Annotated in this window: 19 protein-coding genes; 9 read left to right on the top strand and 10 right to left on the bottom strand. The window is 68.8% G+C overall.

The genetic code is table 11. The annotated features are described in order from the left end of the window. Positions 1-16: 16 nt before the first annotated feature. The 3 genes from ACFXC1_RS14370 to ACFXC1_RS14360 form a co-directional block, all read right to left on the bottom strand. Positions 17-730, bottom strand: coding sequence for a DsbA family oxidoreductase (locus ACFXC1_RS14370; RefSeq protein ID WP_381242540.1), 714 nt, complete (start codon positions 728-730; stop codon positions 17-19). Positions 731-809: 79 nt separating this feature from the next. Beyond that, positions 810-1,301 (bottom strand): GNAT family N-acetyltransferase, encoded by a 492-nt coding sequence (locus ACFXC1_RS14365; RefSeq protein WP_381242538.1) that lies wholly within the window; start codon positions 1,299-1,301, stop codon positions 810-812. Then, on the bottom strand, positions 1,298-2,236 hold the full coding sequence (locus ACFXC1_RS14360) for a GlxA family transcriptional regulator (RefSeq protein WP_381242710.1): 939 nt from the start codon (positions 2,234-2,236) through the stop codon (positions 1,298-1,300). Before ACFXC1_RS14360 ends, ACFXC1_RS14365 begins: the two co-directional genes overlap by 4 nt. 151 nt (positions 2,237-2,387) lie before the next feature. Between ACFXC1_RS14360 and ACFXC1_RS14355 the strand changes: the two genes are divergently transcribed. Beyond that, on the top strand, positions 2,388-3,758 hold the full coding sequence (locus ACFXC1_RS14355; protein WP_381242536.1) for an MFS transporter: 1,371 nt from the start codon (positions 2,388-2,390) through the stop codon (positions 3,756-3,758). Here the strand turns inward: ACFXC1_RS14355 and ACFXC1_RS14350 are convergent. Further along, complete coding sequence (locus ACFXC1_RS14350; RefSeq protein WP_381242535.1) at positions 3,718-4,326, bottom strand: DUF1349 domain-containing protein; 609 nt, start codon at positions 4,324-4,326, stop codon at positions 3,718-3,720. The two genes, ACFXC1_RS14355 and ACFXC1_RS14350, sit on opposite strands and share 41 nt — an antisense overlap. A gap of 107 nt (positions 4,327-4,433) precedes the next feature. Beyond that, positions 4,434-5,963, bottom strand: coding sequence for an aldehyde dehydrogenase (NADP(+)) (locus ACFXC1_RS14345; protein WP_381242533.1), 1,530 nt, complete (start codon positions 5,961-5,963; stop codon positions 4,434-4,436). A 140-nt stretch (positions 5,964-6,103) separates the two neighbouring features. Here ACFXC1_RS14345 and ACFXC1_RS14340 point away from each other — a divergent pair, with 140 nt between their 5' ends. From ACFXC1_RS14340 to ACFXC1_RS14330, 3 genes are all read left to right on the top strand, one after another. Next, positions 6,104-6,877, top strand: coding sequence for an IclR family transcriptional regulator (locus ACFXC1_RS14340; RefSeq protein WP_019060609.1), 774 nt, complete (start codon positions 6,104-6,106; stop codon positions 6,875-6,877). Positions 6,878-6,933: 56 nt separating this feature from the next. Continuing rightward, a complete protein-coding gene (locus ACFXC1_RS14335) occupies positions 6,934-7,404 on the top strand; it encodes a GNAT family N-acetyltransferase (RefSeq protein ID WP_381242708.1) in 471 nt (156 codons plus the stop codon). 80 nt (positions 7,405-7,484) lie between these two features. Further along, positions 7,485-8,942 carry a peptidoglycan D,D-transpeptidase FtsI family protein gene (locus ACFXC1_RS14330; RefSeq protein WP_381242531.1) on the top strand — a complete coding sequence of 486 codons (1,458 nt, stop codon included), beginning with the start codon at positions 7,485-7,487 and terminating at the stop codon, positions 8,940-8,942. A gap of 81 nt (positions 8,943-9,023) precedes the next feature. On the opposite strand, the gene ACFXC1_RS14325 is transcribed toward ACFXC1_RS14330, so the two are convergent. Further along, a complete protein-coding gene (locus tag ACFXC1_RS14325) occupies positions 9,024-10,475 on the bottom strand; it encodes an NCS2 family permease (RefSeq protein WP_381242529.1) in 1,452 nt (483 codons plus the stop codon). 244 nt (positions 10,476-10,719) lie between these two features. Between ACFXC1_RS14325 and ACFXC1_RS14320 the strand changes: the two genes are divergently transcribed. The 3 genes from ACFXC1_RS14320 (at position 10,720) to ACFXC1_RS14310 (ending at position 13,928) form a co-directional block, all read left to right on the top strand. Next, positions 10,720-11,286, top strand: coding sequence for a SigE family RNA polymerase sigma factor (locus ACFXC1_RS14320; RefSeq protein WP_381242527.1), 567 nt, complete (start codon positions 10,720-10,722; stop codon positions 11,284-11,286). Beyond that, positions 11,283-12,137 carry a hypothetical protein gene (locus ACFXC1_RS14315; protein ID WP_381242525.1) on the top strand — a complete coding sequence of 285 codons (855 nt, stop codon included), beginning with the start codon at positions 11,283-11,285 and terminating at the stop codon, positions 12,135-12,137. Before ACFXC1_RS14320 ends, ACFXC1_RS14315 begins: the two co-directional genes overlap by 4 nt. A gap of 108 nt (positions 12,138-12,245) precedes the next feature. After that, positions 12,246-13,928 carry a rhamnogalacturonan lyase B N-terminal domain-containing protein gene (locus ACFXC1_RS14310; protein WP_381242523.1) on the top strand — a complete coding sequence of 561 codons (1,683 nt, stop codon included), beginning with the start codon at positions 12,246-12,248 and terminating at the stop codon, positions 13,926-13,928. Positions 13,929-14,005: 77 nt separating this feature from the next. Here ACFXC1_RS14310 and ACFXC1_RS14305 read toward each other — a convergent pair whose 3' ends face one another. After that, positions 14,006-14,572, bottom strand: a complete 567-nt coding sequence (locus tag ACFXC1_RS14305) for a GNAT family N-acetyltransferase (RefSeq protein WP_381242521.1) — start codon at positions 14,570-14,572, stop codon at positions 14,006-14,008. A 54-nt stretch (positions 14,573-14,626) separates the two neighbouring features. Further along, positions 14,627-15,568: a MerR family transcriptional regulator gene (locus ACFXC1_RS14300; protein WP_381242519.1), complete on the bottom strand. Its 942-nt coding sequence runs from the start codon at positions 15,566-15,568 to the stop codon at positions 14,627-14,629. 160 nt (positions 15,569-15,728) lie between these two features. Here ACFXC1_RS14300 and ACFXC1_RS14295 point away from each other — a divergent pair, with 160 nt between their 5' ends. Then, on the top strand, positions 15,729-16,091 hold the full coding sequence (locus tag ACFXC1_RS14295; RefSeq protein WP_381242517.1) for a hypothetical protein: 363 nt from the start codon (positions 15,729-15,731) through the stop codon (positions 16,089-16,091). Positions 16,092-16,151: 60 nt separating this feature from the next. Here the strand turns inward: ACFXC1_RS14295 and ACFXC1_RS14290 are convergent, their stop codons facing one another. Then, positions 16,152-17,306, bottom strand: a complete 1,155-nt coding sequence (locus tag ACFXC1_RS14290; protein WP_381242515.1) for a right-handed parallel beta-helix repeat-containing protein — start codon at positions 17,304-17,306, stop codon at positions 16,152-16,154. A 236-nt stretch (positions 17,307-17,542) separates the two neighbouring features. On the opposite strand from ACFXC1_RS14290, the gene ACFXC1_RS14285 reads away from it, so the two are divergent. Beyond that, on the top strand, positions 17,543-19,759 hold the full coding sequence (locus tag ACFXC1_RS14285) for a glycoside hydrolase family 43 protein (protein WP_381242513.1): 2,217 nt from the start codon (positions 17,543-17,545) through the stop codon (positions 19,757-19,759). Here ACFXC1_RS14285 and ACFXC1_RS14280 read toward each other — a convergent pair. Continuing rightward, a complete protein-coding gene (locus tag ACFXC1_RS14280; protein ID WP_381242511.1) occupies positions 19,756-20,547 on the bottom strand; it encodes an HAD family acid phosphatase in 792 nt (263 codons plus the stop codon). The two genes, ACFXC1_RS14285 and ACFXC1_RS14280, sit on opposite strands and share 4 nt — an antisense overlap. Positions 20,548-20,599: the final 52 nt, after the last annotated feature.

Raw genomic sequence — 20,599 nt, 5'->3', positions numbered from 1 at the left:
CCCTGACCTGCGGCTTTCAGGCCTGCGGCACCGCACAGCCGTCGGGGCCGCAGGCCTCCGCGTCACCGTTGTCGATCAGCTTGAGGGGTGAGTGCTCGCCCCACGCCTGGGTCAGTGCCTGGGCGAAGACCTCGGCGGGCTGGGCGCCGGAGACGCCGTACTTGCGGTCGAGGACGAAGAAGGGCACGCCGTTCGCGCCCAGTTCGGCGGCCTCGCGCTCGTCGGCGCGGACGTCGTCGGCGTAGGCGCTCGGGTCGGCCAGCACCTTGCGGGCGGCGTCCGCGTCGAGGCCTGCGCCGACGGCCAGTTCGACGAGGCGCTCGTCGTCGCCGAAGACGGACCGCTCCTCGGCGAAGTTCGCCTTGTACAGCGCCTGGATCAGCTCGTCCTGGCGGCCCTGCTCCTTGGCGAAGTGGAGGAGGCGGTGCATGTCGAAGGTGTTGCCGTGGTCGCGGTCGTGGGTGCGGTAGTCGAGACCCTCGGCCGCGGCCTGCGCGCCGAGGTTGTTCTCGCCGGCCTGCGCCTGCGCCTCGCTCATGCCGTACTTCTTGGTGAGCATCTTCAGCACGGGCTGGATGTCGCCCTTGGCGCGGCCCGGGTCGAGTTCGAAGGACCGGTGGACGACCTCGACGCCGTCGCGGTGCGGGAAGGCGTCGAGGGCCTTCTCGAAGCGGGCCTTTCCGACATAACACCAGGGGCACGCTATGTCGGACCAGATTTCGACGCGCATCTTCTTCGGCTCTTTCCAGGACGTGTGCGGTTCACGGAGACTCCCTCCGTTTCCCCCGTGAACGTTCCGCCCGTCCGCTTCATTCCCCGCTGAGGGCCAGCCGCATCCCCAGGTGGTGACCGCCGTCGGACGGATCGGCGACCCAGCCCTGACGGACGTAGAAGGCCTGCGCCCGTTCGTTGTCGACATGCACGTCGAGTACGGCGGTCCGCCGGGCGTCGGCCCGCCACTGCTCGACGCAGGCCGTGTGCAGGGCCGTGCCGAGGCCGGAGCGCCAGCGGTCGGGGTCGACGTGGAACTGGAACAGCTTGACCGTTTCCGCCGGGCCGCCGTCCGGGGTGCGGAAGGAGGCGACGGCGACGACACGGCCGTCCTCGACCGCGCACAGCACATGGGCGTCGGGGCGTTCGATGGAGCCCAGCCAGGCGGCGCGCCAGTCGAAGTCGGACGGCGGGAGGCCGTCGGGGTAGTAGGTCGAGCGGGCACGGAAGTGCAGATCGGCGACGGCCCCGGCCTCGGCGGGCAGGGCCGTGCGGATCATCGGGGTGTCGGTGGCGCGATCACTCGTCATGCGGCCGATGACGTGACCTCCGCCGCTCCGGTTCCCAGGCGGCTGAACTGCGTCCGGTAGGCGCTCGGGGTCAGCCCGGTGCGGCGGGCCAGGTGGCCGCGCAGGGAGTCCGCCGTACCCAGGCCGCAGGCGCGGGCCACCTGGTCCATGGGGAGGGTGGTGGTCTCCAGGAGTTCCTTGGCGCGCTCGACGCGCTGGTGGAGCAGCCACTGCAGGGGGCTCACCCCGCTCTCCGCGTGGAAGCGGCGGGTGAGGGTGCGGACGCTCACGCCCGCGTGCCGGGCCAGGTCGGTGAGGGTGAGCGGCTTGTCGAGGTTGCGCATGGCCCAGCCCCGGGTGTCGGCGCAGGCGGTGCCGCGTTCGGGCGGCAGCGGGGTCTGGGTGAACTGCGTCTGCCCGCCCGGCCGTACGGGTGCGACGAGGGCGAGGCGGGCGACCTCGTTGGCGACGGCGGCGCCGTAGTCGGTGCGGATGATGTGCAGACAGAGGTCGATGCCGGCGGCGTAACCGGAGGCGGTCAGGATCTGGCCGTCCTGGACGTAGAGGACGTCGCCCCTGAGGTCGAGGGCCGGATAGCGCTCGCGCAGCTCGTCCGCCATTCCCCAGTATGTGGTGGCGCTGCGGCCGTCGAGCAGCCCGGCCTCGGCGAGCAGGAAGGCGCCGCTGCAGATGGAGGCGACGCGCTTGCCCGCGGCGGCGGCCTCGCGGACGGCGGCGACCGCGACCGGATCAGGTTCGTAGCGCTCGCCGGTACCCGCGAGCACCACGGTGTCGGCGGTGCGCAGGACGTCGAGGCCCCGGCCCACCTGGAGGGGCAGCCCTCCGGTCGTCATCACCGGCCCGCCGTCCGAGCTGCAGATGGTCACCTCGTAGCCGGGGGCGCCGTCGACCTCGACCTTGGCGAAGAGCAGCTCCGGGATGGCCAGGTTGAACATGGAGACGGGGGACGGCGCGACGATCGCGACGCGGTGCGGGGGCCGTTCCCTCGGCACGTTCGTCGGCATGTTCCTGGGCATGGCCAGAACCTCCGGTTGTATGGCGTTCCGGCCACTACTCTATGCCGTCGCGGTTCCGCAGCATGGGTGCATGCCGACGACCACCACCCAACTCACGCCCCGCACCCGCGACTTGACCCCACCCTCCCCCGCTCTCACGCTCACCGCCGCCCTCCTCGGCTTCGCGCTCATCACCCTCGACGCGTCCGTGGTGAACGTGGCGCTGCCGTCGATCGGCCAGGCGCTCGGCGGCGGGATGGCGGGCCTGCAGTGGGTGGTGGACGCCTACACCCTCTCCTTCGCCGCCCTGATGCTGTCCACCGGCGCCTTCGCGGACCGGGCCGGGGCGAGCCGGGCGTACGCGATCGGCATCGCCGTGTTCACCCTCGCCTCGGCGGCCTGCGGCCTGGCCCCGAACCTGCCCACGCTGATCGCCGCGCGCGTGGCGCAGGGCGTGGCGGCGGCAGTCGTCCTGCCGGCCTCGCTGTCCCTCGTACGACAGGCCTACCCCGAGCCGGCCAAGAGGGCGCGGGCGGTGGCCACTTGGGCGGCCGGGGGTGCGATCGCGATGGCCCTCGGCCCGGTGGCCGGGGGTGCGCTGACCACGGTCTGGGACTGGCGCGGCAGCTTCTTCATCAACCTGCCCCTGGGCACGGTGGCACTGGTCCTGCTGATCCGCTCACCACGCTCGGAACGCCGGCCCGCACCGCTCGACCTCCCGGGCCAGCTGACGGCGGTGGTGGCGCTCACCGCCGTGACCTTCGCGGTGATCGAGGGCGGGACAACGGGAGTTGTGGCCTCGCTGGTCGCCCTCGTCGCGGGCGCGGTCTTCGTCCGGGTCGAACTCCGACAGGCACATCCAGCGGTGCCGCTCGGCCTGTTCCGCAGCCGTACGGTGTCCGTCGCGGTCGCGGCAGGTGCGGTGTGCAGCATCGCCTTCTACGGCGTGGTCTTCCTCTTCTCCCTCTTCTTCCAGCAGGTGCAGGGCCGTTCGGCGCTGTACACCGGCCTGATGTTCCTGCCAATGGCCGCCCTCATCGCGGTGACCAACATCGTGTCGGGCAAACTGGCGGGCCGCTACGGTGCCCGACTGCCCATGCTGGTCGGCCAGTTGCTGGCCACGGCGGGCACCCTGGGCCTGCTCTGCGTCGACGAGCGCACACCCCCGCTTCTGGTGGCCGTACTGCTCGTACCGATGGCCGTCGGCTGCGCCCTGACGGTCCCGCCGCTGACCATCGTGATGATGGACGCGGTACCGGCAGAGCGGGCAGGCCTGGCGGCCGGGGTCCTCAACTCGGCGCGTCAGGTGGCCGGTGGGCTGGGCATCGCCGTGTTCGGAGCACTGGTCTCCGACGGGTTCACGACGGGCCTGCGGGAGAGCCTCGCGATCAGCGCGGCCCTCTTCGCGGTGACGGCCTTCCTCAGCTTCCGTCTCTCAGGTCGTCCGGCCAACTCGGCCTGAACTCAAGGTGGTCGTACGTCACGACACACCCCTCCCCCATCGGCGACTGCGCCATGAAGCCGACCAGGGCGGCGTCCGTCTCCTTCTCGTCACCGAGGGTGAAGAGTCGGACAAAGGTCCAGCGCTCGCCGTCGCGGGAGGCGTGGAAGGCGAAGGCCCGCCCGGTACGACTGACCCGCAGCCACACCGAACTCCCGTCCACGGTAAATGAGTTGGCGTCGTCGGAATGCCCCCGGGTTACGACCGTGCAGACGGTGGGCACGTCCGGCGAGTACTCCAGACACAACTTCGCCCAGGCCCGCTCCCCGACGTGGACATAGAGCACCCCGGCATCGAACGACCCCGCGAACCCGACGGTGACGCGAGCGATCAGCTGAAAGTCACCGTGCGGCGCCCCGAGCAACCGGGGCGCGTCGGAGGCGGGGTCGAGCCCTTCCCCGGTGGGCGGCACAAACCGGTCCTGCCGGGGCCCGGCCCATCCTGTGAGCACACCGTCCTCGTAGGACCAATGCCCGTCGGGACCATAAGTACGGAGGAGGAAAGGTAGTTGGGGAAGTTCCAAGTCCATCCACTAACTATCTCAGGCCCAGACGATCGTTTCTTTGGGGGCGCGGGGAACTGCGCGACCAGCCACAACGGAACGCCAGTCCGAAGACCACCGCACCCCCAACGGCGCTACCGCTCCAACCGCCCGTCATACCGCCGAGGCAGCCCCAGCGGATTGTCGTCCCGCAACTCCAACGGCAGCAAAGCCTCAGGAGTGTTCTGGTAGGCAACAGGCCGCAGCCACCGCTCAATAGCCGTACCACCAACAGACGTTGACGTAGAAGTCGTAGCCGGGTACGGACCGCCGTGGTGCTGGGCAGGCGCGACAGCGACCCCGGTGGGCCACGCGTTCACCAACACCCGCCCGGCCAACGGTGTGAGTTCGGCCAGGATCTCCGCCCCCCGCCCCTCCCCCGCCGCTTCCTCCGCCGACAGATGAACAGTCGCCGTAAGATTCCCCGGCAGCCTCGACAGCACGGCATTGGCCTGCACGTCGTCGTCATAGCGGGCCACCACAGTGACCGGCCCGAAGCACTCTTCGAGCAGCAGGTCGTACGCCCCTTCAGCCGCGAGCTTCTCCGCCGGAACCGTCAGGAACCCCGGGCTCACGGTGTGCTCGCTGCCCGCGCCGGGCGTCACCGGCGAGTCCACATCGGGGAGCCCGGCCCGCTCGGCGACACCGGCGAGGAAGTTGTCCCGCATCCGGTGGTCCAGGAGAACACCGGAGTCCGTGTCGCTGACGGCGTCGGTGAGGGACTTGACCAGCCCGTCCCCGGCGGAGCCGGCCGGCACCAGGACAAGGCCCGGCTTCACACAGAACTGGCCGACGCCCAGGGTCATGGACCCGGCGAGCCCCGCGCCGATCGCCTCGGCCCGTTCGGCCGCGGCGGCCTCGGTGATCACGACGGGGTTGAGGGAGCCCAGTTCGCCGTGGAAGGGGATCGGGACGGGACGGGAGGCCGCCGCGTCGAAGAGGGCACGGCCGCCGCGTACGGAACCGGTGAAACCGGCCGCCGAGACCAGCGGGTGCTTGACGAGTTCGACGCCCGCCTCGAAGCCGTGCACCAGGCCGAGGACACCGGCCGGGATGCCCTGCTCGGCTGCGGCCCGGCGCAGCACGCTCGCGACCAGCTCGGACAGGCCGGGGTGGTCGGGGTGGGCCTTGACGACGACCGGGCAGCCGGCCGCCAGCGCGCTCGCGGTGTCGCCGCCGGGAACGGAGAAGGCGAAGGGGAAGTTGGAGGCCGAGTAGACGGCGACGACGCCGAGCGGCACCTTGTAGCGGCGCAGGTCGGGGATCGGCGGGGTGGCCGTGTCGTCGGGGTGGTTGATGACGACGTCGAGGAAGGCGCCCTCGTCGACGATGTCCGCGAAGGCGCGCAACTGGTAGCAGGTGCGGGCGAGTTCGCCGTTGAGCCGGACCGGGCCGAGCGCGGTCTCCGCGTCGGCGACCTCGACCAACTGGTTCTTGGCCGCTTCGAGCTGGTCGGCCGCGCCGCGCAGGAAGGCCGCGCGGACCGTACGGTCGGCGAGGGAACCCCGGGCGGCGTACGCGGCGCGGACGGCGGCGTCCACCTCCTGGGCTGTGGCCTCCACCGCAACCTGTTCCCGCTGCTTCCCGGTTCGGGGGTCGACACTCCAGACTGGTGCTGCTGCCACCGCGGGTCCCTCCACATGTAATGCCGCAGTTCTGGGTCATTCACCAGGCTCGTTCGATATGCTGAACGCTGTCTCTGATGATGAATATGCTCGTGGAGACGATAACTCAAGGTTCTCGTCGAACGAAGGGGTCAAGGGCGATGTCGGCAGGCGAGACAGGCGGCGGGGCACAGGTCAAGTCCGCGGTGCGGACGGTGGAGCTGCTCGAATACTTCGCGGGCCGGCCCGGTATGCACTCCCTCGCGGCGGTCCAGGAGGCCGTCGGTTACCCCAAGTCAAGCCTCTACATGCTGCTGCGCACGCTGGTGGAGCTGGGCTGGGTGGAGACGGACGCCACGGGCACGCGGTACGGCATCGGCGTACGGGCGCTGCTCGTCGGCACGTCGTACATCGACGGCGACGAGGTGGTCGCGGCGGCCCGCCCCACCCTGGACCGCCTCTCGGACGACACCACCGAGACCATCCACCTCGCCCGCCTCGACGGCACGAACGTGGTCTACCTGGCCACCCGCCAGTCCCAGCACTATCTACGGCCCTTCACCCGCGTCGGCCGCCGCCTCCCGGCGCACTCGACCTCGCTGGGCAAGGCGCTGCTGAGCACCTACTCGGACGAGCAGGTCCGCAAGATGCTCCCGGAGACGCTGCCCGCGCTCACCGAGCACACGATCACCGACCGCGAGAAGCTCATCGAGGAGCTCCACCAGGTCCGCGACCAGGGCTTCGCCGTGGACCGCGAGGAGAACACGCTCGGGCTGCGCTGCTTCGGCGTCGCGATCCCGTACCGCACCCCCGCGCGGGACGCGATCAGCTGCTCGGTGCCGGTGGCGCGGCTGACGCCCGCGCACGAACAGATGGTGAAGGACGCCCTGTTCGACGCCCGCGACCGGCTCACCCTCGCCACCCGGAGGCTCTGACGCATGGAGCTCCGCATGATGAGGTACTCATGGAGCTCCGCATGATGGAGGTATTCATGGAGGTCGCGCTCCGCCCGGTCCACGACAGCGACCTGCCGGTCTTCTTCCGGCAGGTCAATGACCCCGAGTCGCTCCGGATGGCCGCCTTCGCGCCCAAGGACCCGGCCGACCGGGACGCCTTCGACGCCCACTGGAAACGCATCCGCGCATCGTCCGACGTGCTGCGCACAGTCCTGGTCGACGGTGACGTGGTGGGCAGCGCCGCGGTGTACGGCGAGCCCGGCGAGCGCGAGGTGACGTACTGGATCGACCGCGCCTACTGGGGCAAGGGCATCGCCACGGCCGCGCTGCGCGACCTGCTGGCCGAGGTGCCCGAACGCCCGCTGCACGCGCGCGTGGCGGCCGACAACGCGGGCTCCCGGCGCGTGCTGGAGAAGTGCGGGTTCGTCGTCACCGGGCACGACCGGGGGTTCGCGAACGCGCGGGGCGAGGAGATCGACGAGCTGGTGCTGAAGCTGGGTTCATGAGCGCTCGGTTTCATGAGCACTCGATGAGAAACGCGGCGTAAGGGAACGATCCCCTCCCGTCCGCTCGTCCTCCATGCGGGATGAACAAGACGATCAGGCGCGCCTCCGTCTTCGCACTGCTCCTGGTGCTCGCCCTCCTGGTGAGGGCGACCTGGGTGCAGTTCTACGACGGCCAGGCGCTCGCGGACGACAAGGACAACCGGCGCAACGCGATCGCGACGTACGCGGACCCGCTCGGGAACATCATCGTGGCCGGGAACGCGATCACCGGCTCGACGCGGACAGGGGACAGCAGCGACCTCGCGTACAAACGCACCTACACGGACGGCAAGCTGTACGCGGCGGTGACGGGCTACGCCTCGCAGAGCTACGCGCCGACGCAGCTGGAGGGGATCTACGCCAACCTCCTCGACGGCACGGACAGCGGCCTGAAGACCGTCATGGACACGATCACCGGCGAGCGGGCCGCCCCGGGCAACGTGGTCACGACGATCGACCCGGCTGTGCAGAAGGCCGCGTACGAGGCGCTCGGCGACAAGAAGGGTGCCGCGGTCGCGATCGATCCGACGACCGGCAAGATCCTCGCCGTCGTCTCGACGCCGTCCTACAACCCCTCGTCGCTGACCGACGCGAACACCGCCGCCGCTGCCTGGAAGCAGCTCAACGCCGACGCCGACAAGCCGCTGACCAACCGCGCTCTGCGCCAGCCGCTGCCGCCGGGCTCCACGTTCAAGCTGGTCGTGGCCGCGGCCGCCCTGGAGGACGGGCTCTACTCCTCGGTGGACGAGAAGACGACCAGCCCCTCGCCGTACACCCTGCCGGGCACGGTCACCCCGCTGAGGAACGAGAGTTCCTCCGCGCCCTGCACCAACGCCTCGATCCGGGTCGCGCTCCAGTACTCGTGCAACACCGTGTTCGCGAAGATGGCCGTGGACCTCGGGCAGGACAAGGTCAAGGCGATGGCCGAGAAGTTCGGCTTCAACGACGACAAGCTGGACGTCCCGGTGCGCGCGTACCCGAGCGTCTACCCGTCGAACATGAACAAGTCGTCCACGGCCCTCACGGGCATCGGCCAGTACGACGTGACCGCCACCCCGCTCCAGATGGCCATGGTGTCGGCCGCCATAGCCAACGACGGCAAGCTGGTCTCCCCGCACATGGTGTCGGAGACCACCGACAGCGGCGGCGATGTGGTCCACAACTACGACGACAGCACGACGACGAAGGAGATCGTCAGCTCGCACACCGCCCAGCAGCTCCAGTCGGCGATGCAGACGGTCGTCACCGACGGCACCGGCACGAACGCCCGGATCGCCGGCGTGACCGTGGGCGGCAAGACGGGCACGGCCCAGCACGGCGAGAACAACGACCAGTCCCCGTACGCCTGGTTCACGTCCTACGGCAAGTCCGACTCGACCGGCAAGGAGGTCGCGGTGGCGGTGGTGGTCGAGCAGTCGGACGCGGCGAGGTCGGAGATCAGCGGCAACGGCCTGGCGGCACCGGTGGCCAAGGCGATGATGAAGGCGGCGGTGGGGTGACGCCCTGCTTGTCGGCTTTTAGGAGCGCGGGGAACTGCGCGACCAGCCACGACGAACCGTCGGCCGATCGCGCAGCGTCAGTCACTTCACCCCGAGAATCTGCTCAACGGGGTCAATGGCGAAGTACACCAGGAACAGCGCGGAAACCCCCCACAGCAGCCAGTTGACCTCCTTCGCCTTCCCGAGCACCGCCTTGATCACGACGTAGGAGATGAACCCCGCCCCGATCCCGTCGGTGATCGAGTACGTGAACGGCATCGCGGCGATGGTGAGGAACGCCGGAATCGCGATCTCGTACTTGTCCCAGTCGATGTGCTTGACATGGGTCATCATCAGGAACCCGACGGCGATCAGCGCGGGCGCGGCGGCCTGCAACGGCACGATCGTCAACAGCGGGGTGAGGAACAGCGCGAGCCCGAACAGCCCACCGGTGATCAGGTTCGAGAACCCGGTACGCGACCCCTCGCCGACCCCCGAAGCCGACTCGATGTACGCGGTGTTGGAGGAAGCGGACCCGATCCCGCCGGCGACGGCCGCGGCACCGTCGATGAACAGGACGCGGCCGATGTTCGGCACCTTTCCGTCGTCGTCCAGGAGACCGGCCTCCGCGCTGATACCCACGATCGTGCCCATGGCGTCGAAGAAGTCCGACAGGATCAGCGTGAAGATCAGCAGGATGACGGTGATCGCGCTGGTCTCGCCGAAGGCCCCGAACAGGCTGAAGTGGCCGATGAGTCCGAAGTCGGGCGTGTCCACGATCTTGTCCGGCACCTTGGGGGTCATCAGGCCCCAACTCTTGATGTCCGCGGCAGAGTTGATGATGATCGCGAGGACGGTCATCGTGACGATGCTGATCAGGATCGCGCCCTTCACCCTGCGGGCGACCAGCGCGATGGTCAGCAGTACGCCGAGACAGAAGACCAGGACGGGCCAGCCGGTCAGTCTGCCGACGGCGCCGAGCTGCACGGGAACCGTGGTCTGCGCGGCGTCCGGTATACGACTGACGAAGCCCGCGTCGACGAAGCCGATGAACGCGATGAACAGACCGATGCCGACGCCGATGGCCTGCTTGAGCTGTTGCGGGATCGCGTTCATGATCGCCTCACGCAGTCCGGTGAGGACCAGGACGCAGATCAGGACGCCCTCGATGACGACGAGGCCCATCGCGTCGGGCCAGCTCATCAGCGGCGCCAACTGGAAGGCGACGACGGCGTTGAGGCCGAGGCCGGCCGCGATCGCGAGCGGAAGATTGCCGCCGACGCCCATGATGACCGTCATCACACAGGCCACCAGGGCGGTGGCGGTGACCAGTTGGCCGGTGTCGAGCGTGTGCCCGAACTTGTCCTTGGCGCTGCCCAGGATGATCGGGTTCAGGACGAGGATGTAGGCCATCGTGAAGAACGTGGCGAAGCCGCCGCGTATCTCACGGCCGAAGGTGGATCCCCGTTCGGAGATCTTGAAGAACCGGTCGACGCTGTTCGCCGCCGGTGGTTCGGCACTCGGCCGGTCAGCCACCTTCTGTGACTCGGACATGCGGGTACTCCTCGTCGCCTCAGTGATCGGTGCGCGGATGCTGGCTGGATTGTTCCCGCGTTGAACCTGTTTCAGGTTTTCCCCGCGTTACGGAATCAGGGTCGGCCTGCCAGACGATGTTCGAAGGCCTGTACCAATCCACCCAGTTGACCACTGCTACGCTCCCGATCTGGTCGGGGTCCTCCCCGAATGATCACGTGTCATCTACATGACACGCACACACCACAGCGAGGAGAGGTCCGCCGTGGGCACAGTCGTCGACGACGCCGCCTCCGTGGAGTTCCACGCCTTCTTCGAACGCCACTACGCCGAACTGTCGCGCCTCGCCCACCTGTTGACGGGTGAGGCGGACGCCGCCGACGATCTCGCGGCCGACGCGCTGCTCGCGCTCTGGCACCGCTGGGACCGGGTGCGCGCCGCCGACCATCCCGCGGCCTACGCCCGCGGGGTCGTCGCCAACCTGGCCCGCACCCGGATCCGCAGCGCGGTGCGCGAGCGGCGGCGGGTCGCCCTTTTCTGGTCGCAGCGCGAGGAGAAGACCGAGAACCCGGACGTGGCCGGCGTGGTCGACGTCCAGGAGGCCCTGCGCAGACTGCCGTTCCGCAAGCGGGCCTGTGTGGTGCTGCGGCACGCGTTCGATCTGTCGGAGAAGGACACCGCGCTCGCCCTCGGTGTTTCCGTCGGTACGGTTAAGAGCCAGACGTCGAAGGGCATGGCCGAGTTGCAGCGCATCCTCGGCCCGCAGAGCCCTCCGCTGCGGATGCACGCGGCGATGGCGCGCGGCGGCGAGACCGGAAGGAGGAACCGATGAGGCACCAGGACGTCCACGACGACGAGCTGAGCGCCCGGCTGCACGAGGCGGCCGAGACCCACGAGCCCGACCGGGCGCGCATCCTGGCGCGGCTCGAACGCGGCATGGCCGCGCAGTCGCGTCCCGACCACCGGGCCACCCGGCCGCCCGTGTTCGGCTGGGTGCGGGTCGTCAGCGCGACGGCGGCGGTGGCGAGCGTCCTCGCGATCGGCGGCTACGCGGTGGCCTCCGCGGTGAAGGGCGGCTCCCCCGCCGAGCAGACGGTGTCCGTCTCGCCGACCCCGACGCCCACGCCGTCGCCGGACGCGAAGAGCCGTACCCCGATCAAGCCGGTTGCCCCGAAGCCGAGTTCGGGTTCCGGCACCTCGCACAGCTCGTCCAGGGCGAGCGCCTCCCCGACGACGTCCGCGACCGCCTCGCCGTCCGCGCCCGTGCTGCCGCCGGCCTCCGGTACCCAGGACGGCCCGCTCTGGTCGGACGGTTCGATCGATCCCGGCAGCAACGACTTCTGGGCACAGAGCGACGTCACCCTCAAGACGACCAAGCAACTCACCTCACTCACCGTCCAGTTGAAGGTCAAGCTGACCGGCGGGGTCAGCTCCACGGGCGCCTGGCGCTCGCTGCCCGAGCAGGACTTCACGCAGACGGTGACGGAGCAGGACGGGTTCCTGGTCTACACCTGGGTGCTCAAGGAGGGTCGCACGGTACCGGTCGGGGACTGGGTCTTCGCCGGGCAGTACAACCATGAGCGCGGCGGCCGGGACGCCAAGGACGACAGCTACTCGGCGGCGGGCACGGCGGCCGGCCAACAGCTGTCCGTGAAGGGCGACTTCGCGGCGCAGAAGTCGTAGCCCTCCGCTCGCGAAAAAAATCTTCGGGCGGGCGGCAACCCTTCCTCCTCCGGCGGCGACAAGGAAGCGCAAGGTTCCTCTCGCACGGAGTCACACGGAGCAAGTCGCTTGAGCACGCACAAGAAGCACCTCACCCGCAGACGGGTGCTCGGGGCCTCCGCGATCGGTGTCGCCGCCACCGGCGCGGCCGTCGCGGGCGGCACGGGCCTCCTCTCGTCCGCCTCCGCCGCCGCCTTCGGCTACACCGACGACGGCTCCAACTATGTGATCACCACGGGCGCTTCGCTCGTGTTCAAGGTGTCGAAGTCGACGGGCGACCTCACGTCCCTCGCCTACAAGGGCAAGGAGTACGAGGGCTACGGCGGCAAGCACTCGCACGTCGAGTCCGGGCTCGGCGCCTCCACGGTCACCATCAAGCAGTCGGGGCCGACGATCCTGGTGAAGGTCGTGCACGGACCGATCACCCAGTGGTACGCGGCCCGCAGCGGCGAGAACAACGTCTACCTGTGGACGAACAAGGCCGACGCCTCCTTCACCGCGACCCGCTACATCGTGCGGGTGAAGCCGGGAGTGTTCCCCAACTCCGGCTCCGACGCCTGGGATTCGACCACCGACACGATCATCGAGGCCGGTGACGTCTGGAAGCGCCCCGACGGCACGACCCGCTCCAAGCACTACTCGGGCAAGCGGACCATCGACTACGACCACGTCGGCTTCACCACCGGCTCGGTCGGCCTGTACCTGGTCCGCTCCAACCACGAGAAGGCGTCCGGCGGCCCCTTCTACCGCTCCCTGCTGCGCCACTCGAACGAGGGCGGCGCGGGTCTCTACGAGATCCTGCACTACAACGAGGCCCAGACGGAGCCCGAACGCTTCGGCCTCCAGGGCCCGTTCGTGGTGGCGTTCACGGACGGCGGAACGCCCTCGTCCTCGCTCTTCGCCGCGAACCTCAACACCTCCTGGGTGGACCCGCTCGGCATCACCGGCTGGGTCGGCAAGGCGGGCCGCGGGAAGGTGGCGGGGGTCGGCCTGAAGGGCATGGACGCCAAGTACCCCTACACGGTGGGCTTTTCCAACACGGACGCGCAGTACTGGACGAAGGCCGCGCCCGGCACCGGCGCCTTCTCCTGCAAGGGGATGCTGCCCGGGACGTACACACTGACCGTCTTCAAGGGCGAACTCGCGGTGCACACGGGGTCGGTGACGGTGACGGCGGGCGGTACGACGTCGCTGCACACCCTGACGATCACGGGTGACCCGTCCACCGCGGCGACGGTGTGGCGCCTGGGCAACTGGGACGGCACACCAGGGGAGTTCAAGAACGCGGAGCTGATGACGTACGCGCATCCGTCCGACGCGCGGGCGGCGAAGTGGACGGGGAACGTCACGATCGGCAGCGGAAGCGAGGCCGCGTCCTTCCCGGCGTACATCTGGAAGGACGTGAACGACGGCGTCCTGGTCTACTTCAAACTCACGGCGGCACAGGCAGCGGCAGCGCACACACTGCGGGTGGGTGTGACAACGGCGTACATCAACGCCCGACCCCAAGTCACCGTGAACGACTGGGTTTCGACCGTCCCCACCCCACCCGCACAACCCTCGACGCGCGATCTCACCACTGGTTCCTACCGTGGAAACAACCACACGTTCGTTTTCAACGTCCCTTCCAGTGCGTGGAGTTCGGACACGACGAAGTACAACGTCCTGAAGATCAACGTGGTCAGTGGTTCGACGGGCTCGGCGTTCCTCAGCCCGGGCACGTCGTTCGACTGCATCGACCTGCTGACCTGAGCCCCCCTCGGTCAGCAGAGCGACGCCCCCGCCGGTGACGACCGGCGGGGGCGTTGTCCATCCGGATCGGGAGGTTCTCAGACGTTCATGCGCCGTATGTGCAGGTGGCCGTCACGGGGAAACCCGGGCGGCACCGCGGGCCGAACGCTGTCGAACTCGTACCCGCCCTTCTCCGCAACCCGGCACGAGGCCAAGTTGTCCACCTGGTGCAGGAGTTCGAGCCGCTCCAGCCCGTCGGCGGCCAAGGCGTCGAAGGCCCAGTCGCTGACTGCGTTGAGGGCGCGGGGGGCAACTCCCATCCCGCGAGCGTGCGCGGCGGTCCAATAGCCCACTTCGGCGGCCGGCTTGCCAGGGGTGACCTCCTTGAGAACCATATTGCCCACCAACTGCTCCTGCCCTGAACCGGCTTGGGCCCCAAGAACAGCGAACGCGAACCGCTCCCCCGCCGCCCAACCCCGCTCCTGCTCCCGCACCCACCGCGCCCCGTCAACCTCGTTGTCGACGATGGAGGTTATCCACTGACGCAAGAGGGGATCCCGGCCCGCGTCGACCAGCGCGGGAACGTCCGCGAGGCGCCAGGGGCGGAGAACGAGAGCGGGGGCGGTCGGGGTCGCGGCTATGCGAAGTACGACGGGAGCAGTCATGAACTGATTATCTGCGGCGGCGATTTCACCCTGCCGCACCTCGCGTCTGCCATGTCATAGCGGTATCCGGACGCGCAGAGCCTGCACGGACCAGTCGAGCACCGGAGCCAGACTCTCCGGAGCGGGCCAGCCGTTGACCACGGCGAGCAGTTGGAGATACCGCTCCCTGCGGGGGTCGTTGACGCGCTCCAGCCGAGCGGTCAGCCGACGGCGAAGCTCGACGTCGTCGGGGCGGTCGAAGAGATGCGCGTAGCTCGCCGTGAAGGCCGCAACGAACGGATCGGCCTGAGGCGAGCCCGGGTCGACACCGGCGGCGAGGGCCGGCCCGACCTGGTCACGCACGACTCCGGCGATATCGCGACGCGGGCCCGCCACATCGCTCCGAACCTGCTCGGCGGCCTGCTCCTCGGCCAACTGCCGCACGGAGGCGCGGAATTCAGGGTCCAGGGACAGTTCGGCCAACTCCACCCACGCCTGGACCTGTTCCGCATCGGGGTTGTCGGGCAGCTCGGGGGTCATCGAGCGCATGACCCCGGCGAAAGCGGGGGTGGCGGCGCCAAGGCCACCGAAGACTGCGTCGAGAAACTCGCCGACCAGACGTCGGCGTTCGTCCTCGGAGAGCTGTGCCAGCCGGTGCATGAGTTCCGTCTCCTCAGGTGTCGCCCCGCGCTCGGCCACGGCCGTCAACACCGCGTGCCGCAGACCCAGGACGCGAATCTGCACGGCCAACGCTTCGGCATGCGCCGCGGCGACCTCGGGCAGCGAGAGCTCCCGGTCCACGACCTTCCGGATCGTGGAGAGGCCAAGTCCCAGTTCGCGCAGGGTCCTTACGAGGTCCAGGCGTGCGACGGCATCGACGCCGTACAGGCGGTAGCCGGCCGGGGTGCGGTCCTTCGGCGCCACGATTCCCCGATCGGAGTAGAACCGGATGGTCTTGACCGTGAGCCCGGTCCGCCGGGCCAGCTCGCCGATCGAGTAGAGGGTGTCGCCGTCCATGCCCCCCACCTTTACGTCTCCCCTTGCTGGAGACTCAAGTGAACGGGGTGAGAGTCGTCGATCATCGTTGGCCGCGGTACTGGTGCTGATGGGCGTGCGCGCGGACGGCACCGGGGAACGCATCGTCGCAGCCGCTTGAACCGATCACTGAAACGGAGCCATGAACGACATCGCTGAGAACGGCGCCTACATCACCGCATCCATCAACGGTCAGGAATGGCGCGTTGATTGGTACCCGCCTTCTGATGCGGCGCCGGGTAGGCCACACGGCGCGGAGGTGATGGACTGCCGACTCCTCGGGTTCAGCCGGGGCGTCTGTGTGCGCGGCCCGGAAGAAGGGCTGGTGCTGGTCCGGTCGATGTGGCGAGCAGAGGTGCGTCTGGCTCCGTGGGACCCACGGTTCGAGATGGCTCACCGCCGTCTTCTGCCGGCGGAGGAGGTGTTCCGGTCCGTGGCCATCCCCGGCGGCCTCGGCCCCTTCTATCGCCGGCTGTTGGCCGAAGCTGCCATCCACAACCACTGACCGCCACATCGCTCACGCTCCGGTCAACTCACAGCGGCCGCAACTCCAGTCCGGGGCACCTCAATCCATCGTCGCCCCAATCGCCGTAGACCCCGTCGTCAGAAACGTCGTCACCGGCAGCGTGCCGCTCGCCGAGCGCGCCCCATTCGCCGTCGTCGCGTCCACCGACTTGAAGGACGGCGTGGCGACCCCGCCGTCCCAGTTGTTCGCCGCGGACACCGTCCTCGAACCCAGCTTGTCCAGGCCCCCCTTGTTGGCGACAGCCAGATTGCGGGCAAGGCGGGACTTGCTGGTCTCGAAGAAGAAGCCAGCCGCCGCGTTCGCGTACGCGGTGTTGCGGTTGAGGATGATCGCGCCGGTGTTGGAGTTCTCGGTGAAGCCATTGAGGCTGTTGTCCCAGGCCGCGTTGTCGTTGACGACGTGGGCGACCGCGACGCCTCCGCCGCCGAGTTTGAAGCCGTTGCCGTTGCCCTCGAAGGCGGAGTCGTTCCAGCGGTTCTTGCCGTTGCCGAAGGCCCAGGAGTGGTCGATGGTGACCGGTGAGGAGAACTGCCACAGGTCGAGGCCGTCGTCCGAGTTGTTGTAGAGGCGGGCGCCGGTGACCTTGTTGCCGGTTCCGGAGCCGAACTTGATGGCTATGCCGTCGGCGTTCTGGCCGTGCCCGGCGGCGTCGTAGTTGCCGTAACTGTCCAGGTTCTGCACGAGGTTGTTCGTCGTGCCGTCGCCGCGCAGGGTGAAGCCGGAGTCGCCGTTGTTCGCCGTGACCAGGTTCTTGAAGATGCCGCCGACCGAGGACGTGGCTACGAAACCCTGAGCTGGGGAGTTCTGGAAGGTGAGGTTCTGGACCGTCCAGTAGTCGCCGTAGATCCCGGCCAGCCACTGGCCGGCCGGCAGCTTGGAGCCGTCGATCTTCACCTTCTCCGTGCCGTACGGCTCCAGCGTGATCCGGGCCGAACTAGTGCCGTTCGCCGTGGACTTGAGGGTCGCGGCCGGGGTGTAGGTGCCGGCGCGGACCTGGATGACCGTACCGGCGACGGCGTTCGCCACCGCCGACTCCAGCTGGGCGGTGGTGGATACGGTGACCGCCGACGAAGCGGCTTGCGCGCCACCGCTGTTGAGGCCGAGGTAGACGCCGCCCGCCCCTGCGGCGAGGGCCACCGCGGCGGCGATCGAGAGGGTGCGGGTCCTGCGGTGGCGTCCGGTGCTCGTACGCACGGCGTTGGTTCCTTTCCTGGATGACGAGGACGAAACGGGCCGGAGGGGCCGCCCCGGCCCGTTTCTGGTTCCTGGTCGCCGCCGTGGCCGGAAAGGTTGCCCCGGCCACGGGAGGAGAACCGAAACTTTCGATCCGCCCGGCCCCACCCGCACCGATTGACGCACCGCACCCCGCTGGTGACACTCCGAAGGCACAGCCATTCAACAGAATCCCCCACACCCCCACAGGATGTGCCATGCGCCCCCGCACCGCCCGCACCCTCCTGCTCCCCTTCCTGGCCCTCCTTCTCAGCCTGCTCGCCGCCCCGCCCAGTACCGCGCACTCAGGAGCACCGCCCGTGACCCACCCCAAGTACGCCGGCTATCTCTTCGCCTACTTCACCGGCGAGGGCACCGCCGACGGCGAGCAGATCCGCTACGCCCTCAGCCGTGGCAACGAACCGCTGCACTGGCGGGAGTTGAACCAGGGCAAGCCGGTCCTGACGTCGACGATCGGCGAGAAGGGGCTGCGCGATCCGTTCGTGATCCGCTCGCCGAAGGGCGACAGGTTCTATCTGATCGCCACCGACCTGCGGATGTACCGGAACAGCAGCGGGAGTTGGGACGACGTCCAGCGGCACGGCAGCAGGTCCGTGATGATCTGGGAGTCGACCGACCTGGTCCACTGGACCGACCAGCGGCTGGTGAAAGTGGCCCCGGACAACGCGGGCAACACCTGGGCGCCGGAGGCCTATTGGGACGACTCGCTCAGTGAGTACGTCGTCTTCTGGGCGTCGAAGCTGTACGCCGACGACGACCCGGACCACACCGGCTCGACGTACAACCGCATGATGTACGCGACGACGAAGGACTTCCGCACCTTCAGCGCGCCGAAGGTCTGGGACGACCCCGGCTACTCGGTGATCGACTCGACCGTCGTGAAGTACAAGGACACTTACTACCGCTACACCAAGGACGAGCGCGACCCGTCCTCCAGCTCCCCCTGCTCGAAGTTCATCACCGGCGAGAAGTCGACCTCGCTGACCTCCACTTCGTACGACTTCGTCTCCGATTGCATCGGCAGCGGTGCGATCGAGCGGGGCGAGGGCCCGACGGTGTTCAAGTCCAACACCGAGAAGAAGTGGTACCTGTTCGTCGACGAGTACGGGCTGCGCGGCTACGTCCCCTTCGAGACCACCGACCTGGACTCCGGCCGGTGGACCCCGTCCACGGACTACCAACTCCCGGCAAGTCCCCGGCACGGCACGGTACTTCCGGTGACGCAGGCCGAGTACGACCGGCTGCTGGCCGCGTATCCGGCGACCCCGACGTCGGTCGTCGACGCGACGGCACACGGGCAGAAGGGGTACGCGATCGTCACGGAGGCCTCGTCGAAGGTCGTACTGCCCATGCAACCCGGCGCGGATCTGCGGCACTTGGCGCCGACGCTGACCGTGGGGGCGGGGGCGAAAGTCAACCCGCCGTCCGGTGGCCGGCGTGACTTCCGTACACCGCAGACGTACACGGTCACGGCCGCGGACGGGACGAGCCGGACCTGGACGGTGGAGGCGGTGCCGACGCGAAGTCCCGTACTGCCGGGGCTGACCGCCGACCCCGACGTGCACTATCTCGACGGCCAGTACTGGATCTACCCGACGAGCGACGGCTACGCGAACTGGGGCGGGACGAGCTTCAAGGCGTACTCCTCAAGGGACTTGGTCCACTGGCAGGACCATGGAGTCGTCCTCGACCTGGGCCCCGACGTCTCCTGGGCCGACAAGAACGCGTGGGCGCCGGCGGTCGCGGAGCGCGACGGGAAGTACTACTTCTACTTCTGCGCCGAGCAGCAGATCGGGGTCGCGGTGGCGGACTCGCCCGCAGGCCCGTTCAAGGACGCGCTGGGTCAACCCCTCGTGCGGAAGGGCCGGTTCGCGGGGCAGATGATCGACCCGGCCGTCTTCACGGACGACGACGGGCAGTCGTATCTCTACTGGGGCAACGGGCACGCGTACGTGGTGCCGTTGAACGCCGACATGACGTCGTACGACGCGACGAAGGTCAAGGACATCACGACGGACAACTTCCGCGAGGGGTCCTTCGTGGTGAAGCGCAGGGGCACGTACTACTTCATGTGGTCCGAGGACGACACCCGCAGCGAGAACTACCACGTGGCCTACGCGACGGGACCGTCCCCGCTCGGTCCGTGGACCAAGCGGGGCACGATCCTGTCCAAGAACCCCGAGTACGGCATCCTGGGCACCGGCCACCACTCCGTGGTGAACACCCCGGGGACCGACGACTGGTACGTCGTCTATCACCGGTTCGCCCTGAACGGGCCAGGTAGGCCTGGTGGGGACGGCACGCACCGGGAGACCACGATCGACCGCCTGCGGTTCGCGGCGGACGGAACGATCCTGCCGGTGGTGCCCACCCTCGGGTCGATCAGCCCCCGACCGACGACACGTACGGACTAGCTGACGAAGTACGTCGGGTTCGGGATCTTGTACGTCTTGTCGGCGTAGCCCCCGTCGAGGTCCGAGTACTGGTCGCCGAAGTTGGCGATGATGTTGTACCCGAGATCCTCGATGTGCTTCCGGGTGCCGGACTTGTACTGCACGGTGGTGCAGGTCCAGGCCGTCACGGTGGCGCAGTCGCTCAGGTACGCCGGCGGGTTGGCCGTGTCCTTGAGGAACATGTGGTCGGCGTCGAGGTTGACGTCGGCGCCGACCTTCTTCAGGTTGTCGACCGCGTAGGTGCGCTGCGACTCCTTCAGGCCCGAGTTGTAGAAGACCGTGACGCCCTTGGACGCGGCGTACTTGACCAGCTCGGGGGTGCCGAAGACCTCCGGGCGGTTGGCCTGGGCGACGTACGCGGCCCAAGTGGCCGAGCTGTAGCCGTAGTTGTTCTTCTTCTCGTAGTCGAGGCTGAGCAGCAGCGTGTCGTCGATGTCGAAGACGACCGCGGGCTTGGCGCCCTTGTGGTGCTTGCGGACGGCCTTGTCGATGTACTTCTTGGCGGACGCGTCGATGCGCGCCAGGTCCTTGGCGTAGGGGCTGGTAGCCGAGGCCTGGTAGACGCCGTTGGCGTCGAGCGTGGTGCCGTAGTAGGTGTCGATGTCCTTCGTCAACAGCCCGATGTTGTAGGGCTCGTGAGTCGAGTTGGCCGTCGACTGGCCGGCGGTGGCGACGCCCGTGCCGTACAGGGTGGCACCGGCGACGACACAGGCGGCGCCGACGGCGGCCGCTCTGAGGGACTTCCGCATGGGATCTCCGGATCTGGTTGATGGGTGATGCACCAGGTCGGAGACTGTCTAC

The sequence above is a fragment of the Streptomyces hokutonensis genome (assembly GCF_042751305.1).
GTDB classification, from domain to species: domain Bacteria; phylum Actinomycetota; class Actinomycetes; order Streptomycetales; family Streptomycetaceae; genus Streptomyces; species Streptomyces hokutonensis_A.
This window is presented reverse-complemented; position numbering and strand designations above follow the sequence as displayed.

Bases quoted from the DNA above. Each gene is read 5' to 3' on its own strand.
- ACFXC1_RS14370 (WP_381242540.1), bottom strand. From the start codon at position 730: ATGCGCGTCGAAATCTGGTCCGACATAGCGTGCCCCTGGTGTTATGTC.
- ACFXC1_RS14365 (WP_381242538.1), bottom strand. From the start codon at position 1,301: ATGACGAGTGATCGCGCCACCGACACCCCGATGATCCGCACGGCCCTG.
- ACFXC1_RS14360 (WP_381242710.1), bottom strand. From the start codon at position 2,236: ATGTTCAACCTGGCCATCCCGGAGCTGCTCTTCGCCAAGGTCGAGGTC.
- ACFXC1_RS14355 (WP_381242536.1), top strand. From the start codon at position 2,388: ATGCCGACGACCACCACCCAACTCACGCCCCGCACCCGCGACTTGACC.
- ACFXC1_RS14350 (WP_381242535.1), bottom strand. From the start codon at position 4,326: ATGGACTTGGAACTTCCCCAACTACCTTTCCTCCTCCGTACTTATGGT.
- ACFXC1_RS14340 (WP_019060609.1), top strand. From the start codon at position 6,104: ATGTCGGCAGGCGAGACAGGCGGCGGGGCACAGGTCAAGTCCGCGGTG.
- ACFXC1_RS14335 (WP_381242708.1), top strand. From the start codon at position 6,934: ATGGAGGTCGCGCTCCGCCCGGTCCACGACAGCGACCTGCCGGTCTTC.
- ACFXC1_RS14330 (WP_381242531.1), top strand. From the start codon at position 7,485: ATGAACAAGACGATCAGGCGCGCCTCCGTCTTCGCACTGCTCCTGGTG.
- ACFXC1_RS14325 (WP_381242529.1), bottom strand. From the start codon at position 10,475: ATGTCCGAGTCACAGAAGGTGGCTGACCGGCCGAGTGCCGAACCACCG.
- ACFXC1_RS14315 (WP_381242525.1), top strand. From the start codon at position 11,283: ATGAGGCACCAGGACGTCCACGACGACGAGCTGAGCGCCCGGCTGCAC.
- ACFXC1_RS14305 (WP_381242521.1), bottom strand. From the start codon at position 14,572: ATGACTGCTCCCGTCGTACTTCGCATAGCCGCGACCCCGACCGCCCCC.
- ACFXC1_RS14300 (WP_381242519.1), bottom strand. From the start codon at position 15,568: ATGGACGGCGACACCCTCTACTCGATCGGCGAGCTGGCCCGGCGGACC.
- ACFXC1_RS14295 (WP_381242517.1), top strand. From the start codon at position 15,729: ATGAACGACATCGCTGAGAACGGCGCCTACATCACCGCATCCATCAAC.
- ACFXC1_RS14285 (WP_381242513.1), top strand. From the start codon at position 17,543: ATGCGCCCCCGCACCGCCCGCACCCTCCTGCTCCCCTTCCTGGCCCTC.
- ACFXC1_RS14280 (WP_381242511.1), bottom strand. From the start codon at position 20,547: ATGCGGAAGTCCCTCAGAGCGGCCGCCGTCGGCGCCGCCTGTGTCGTC.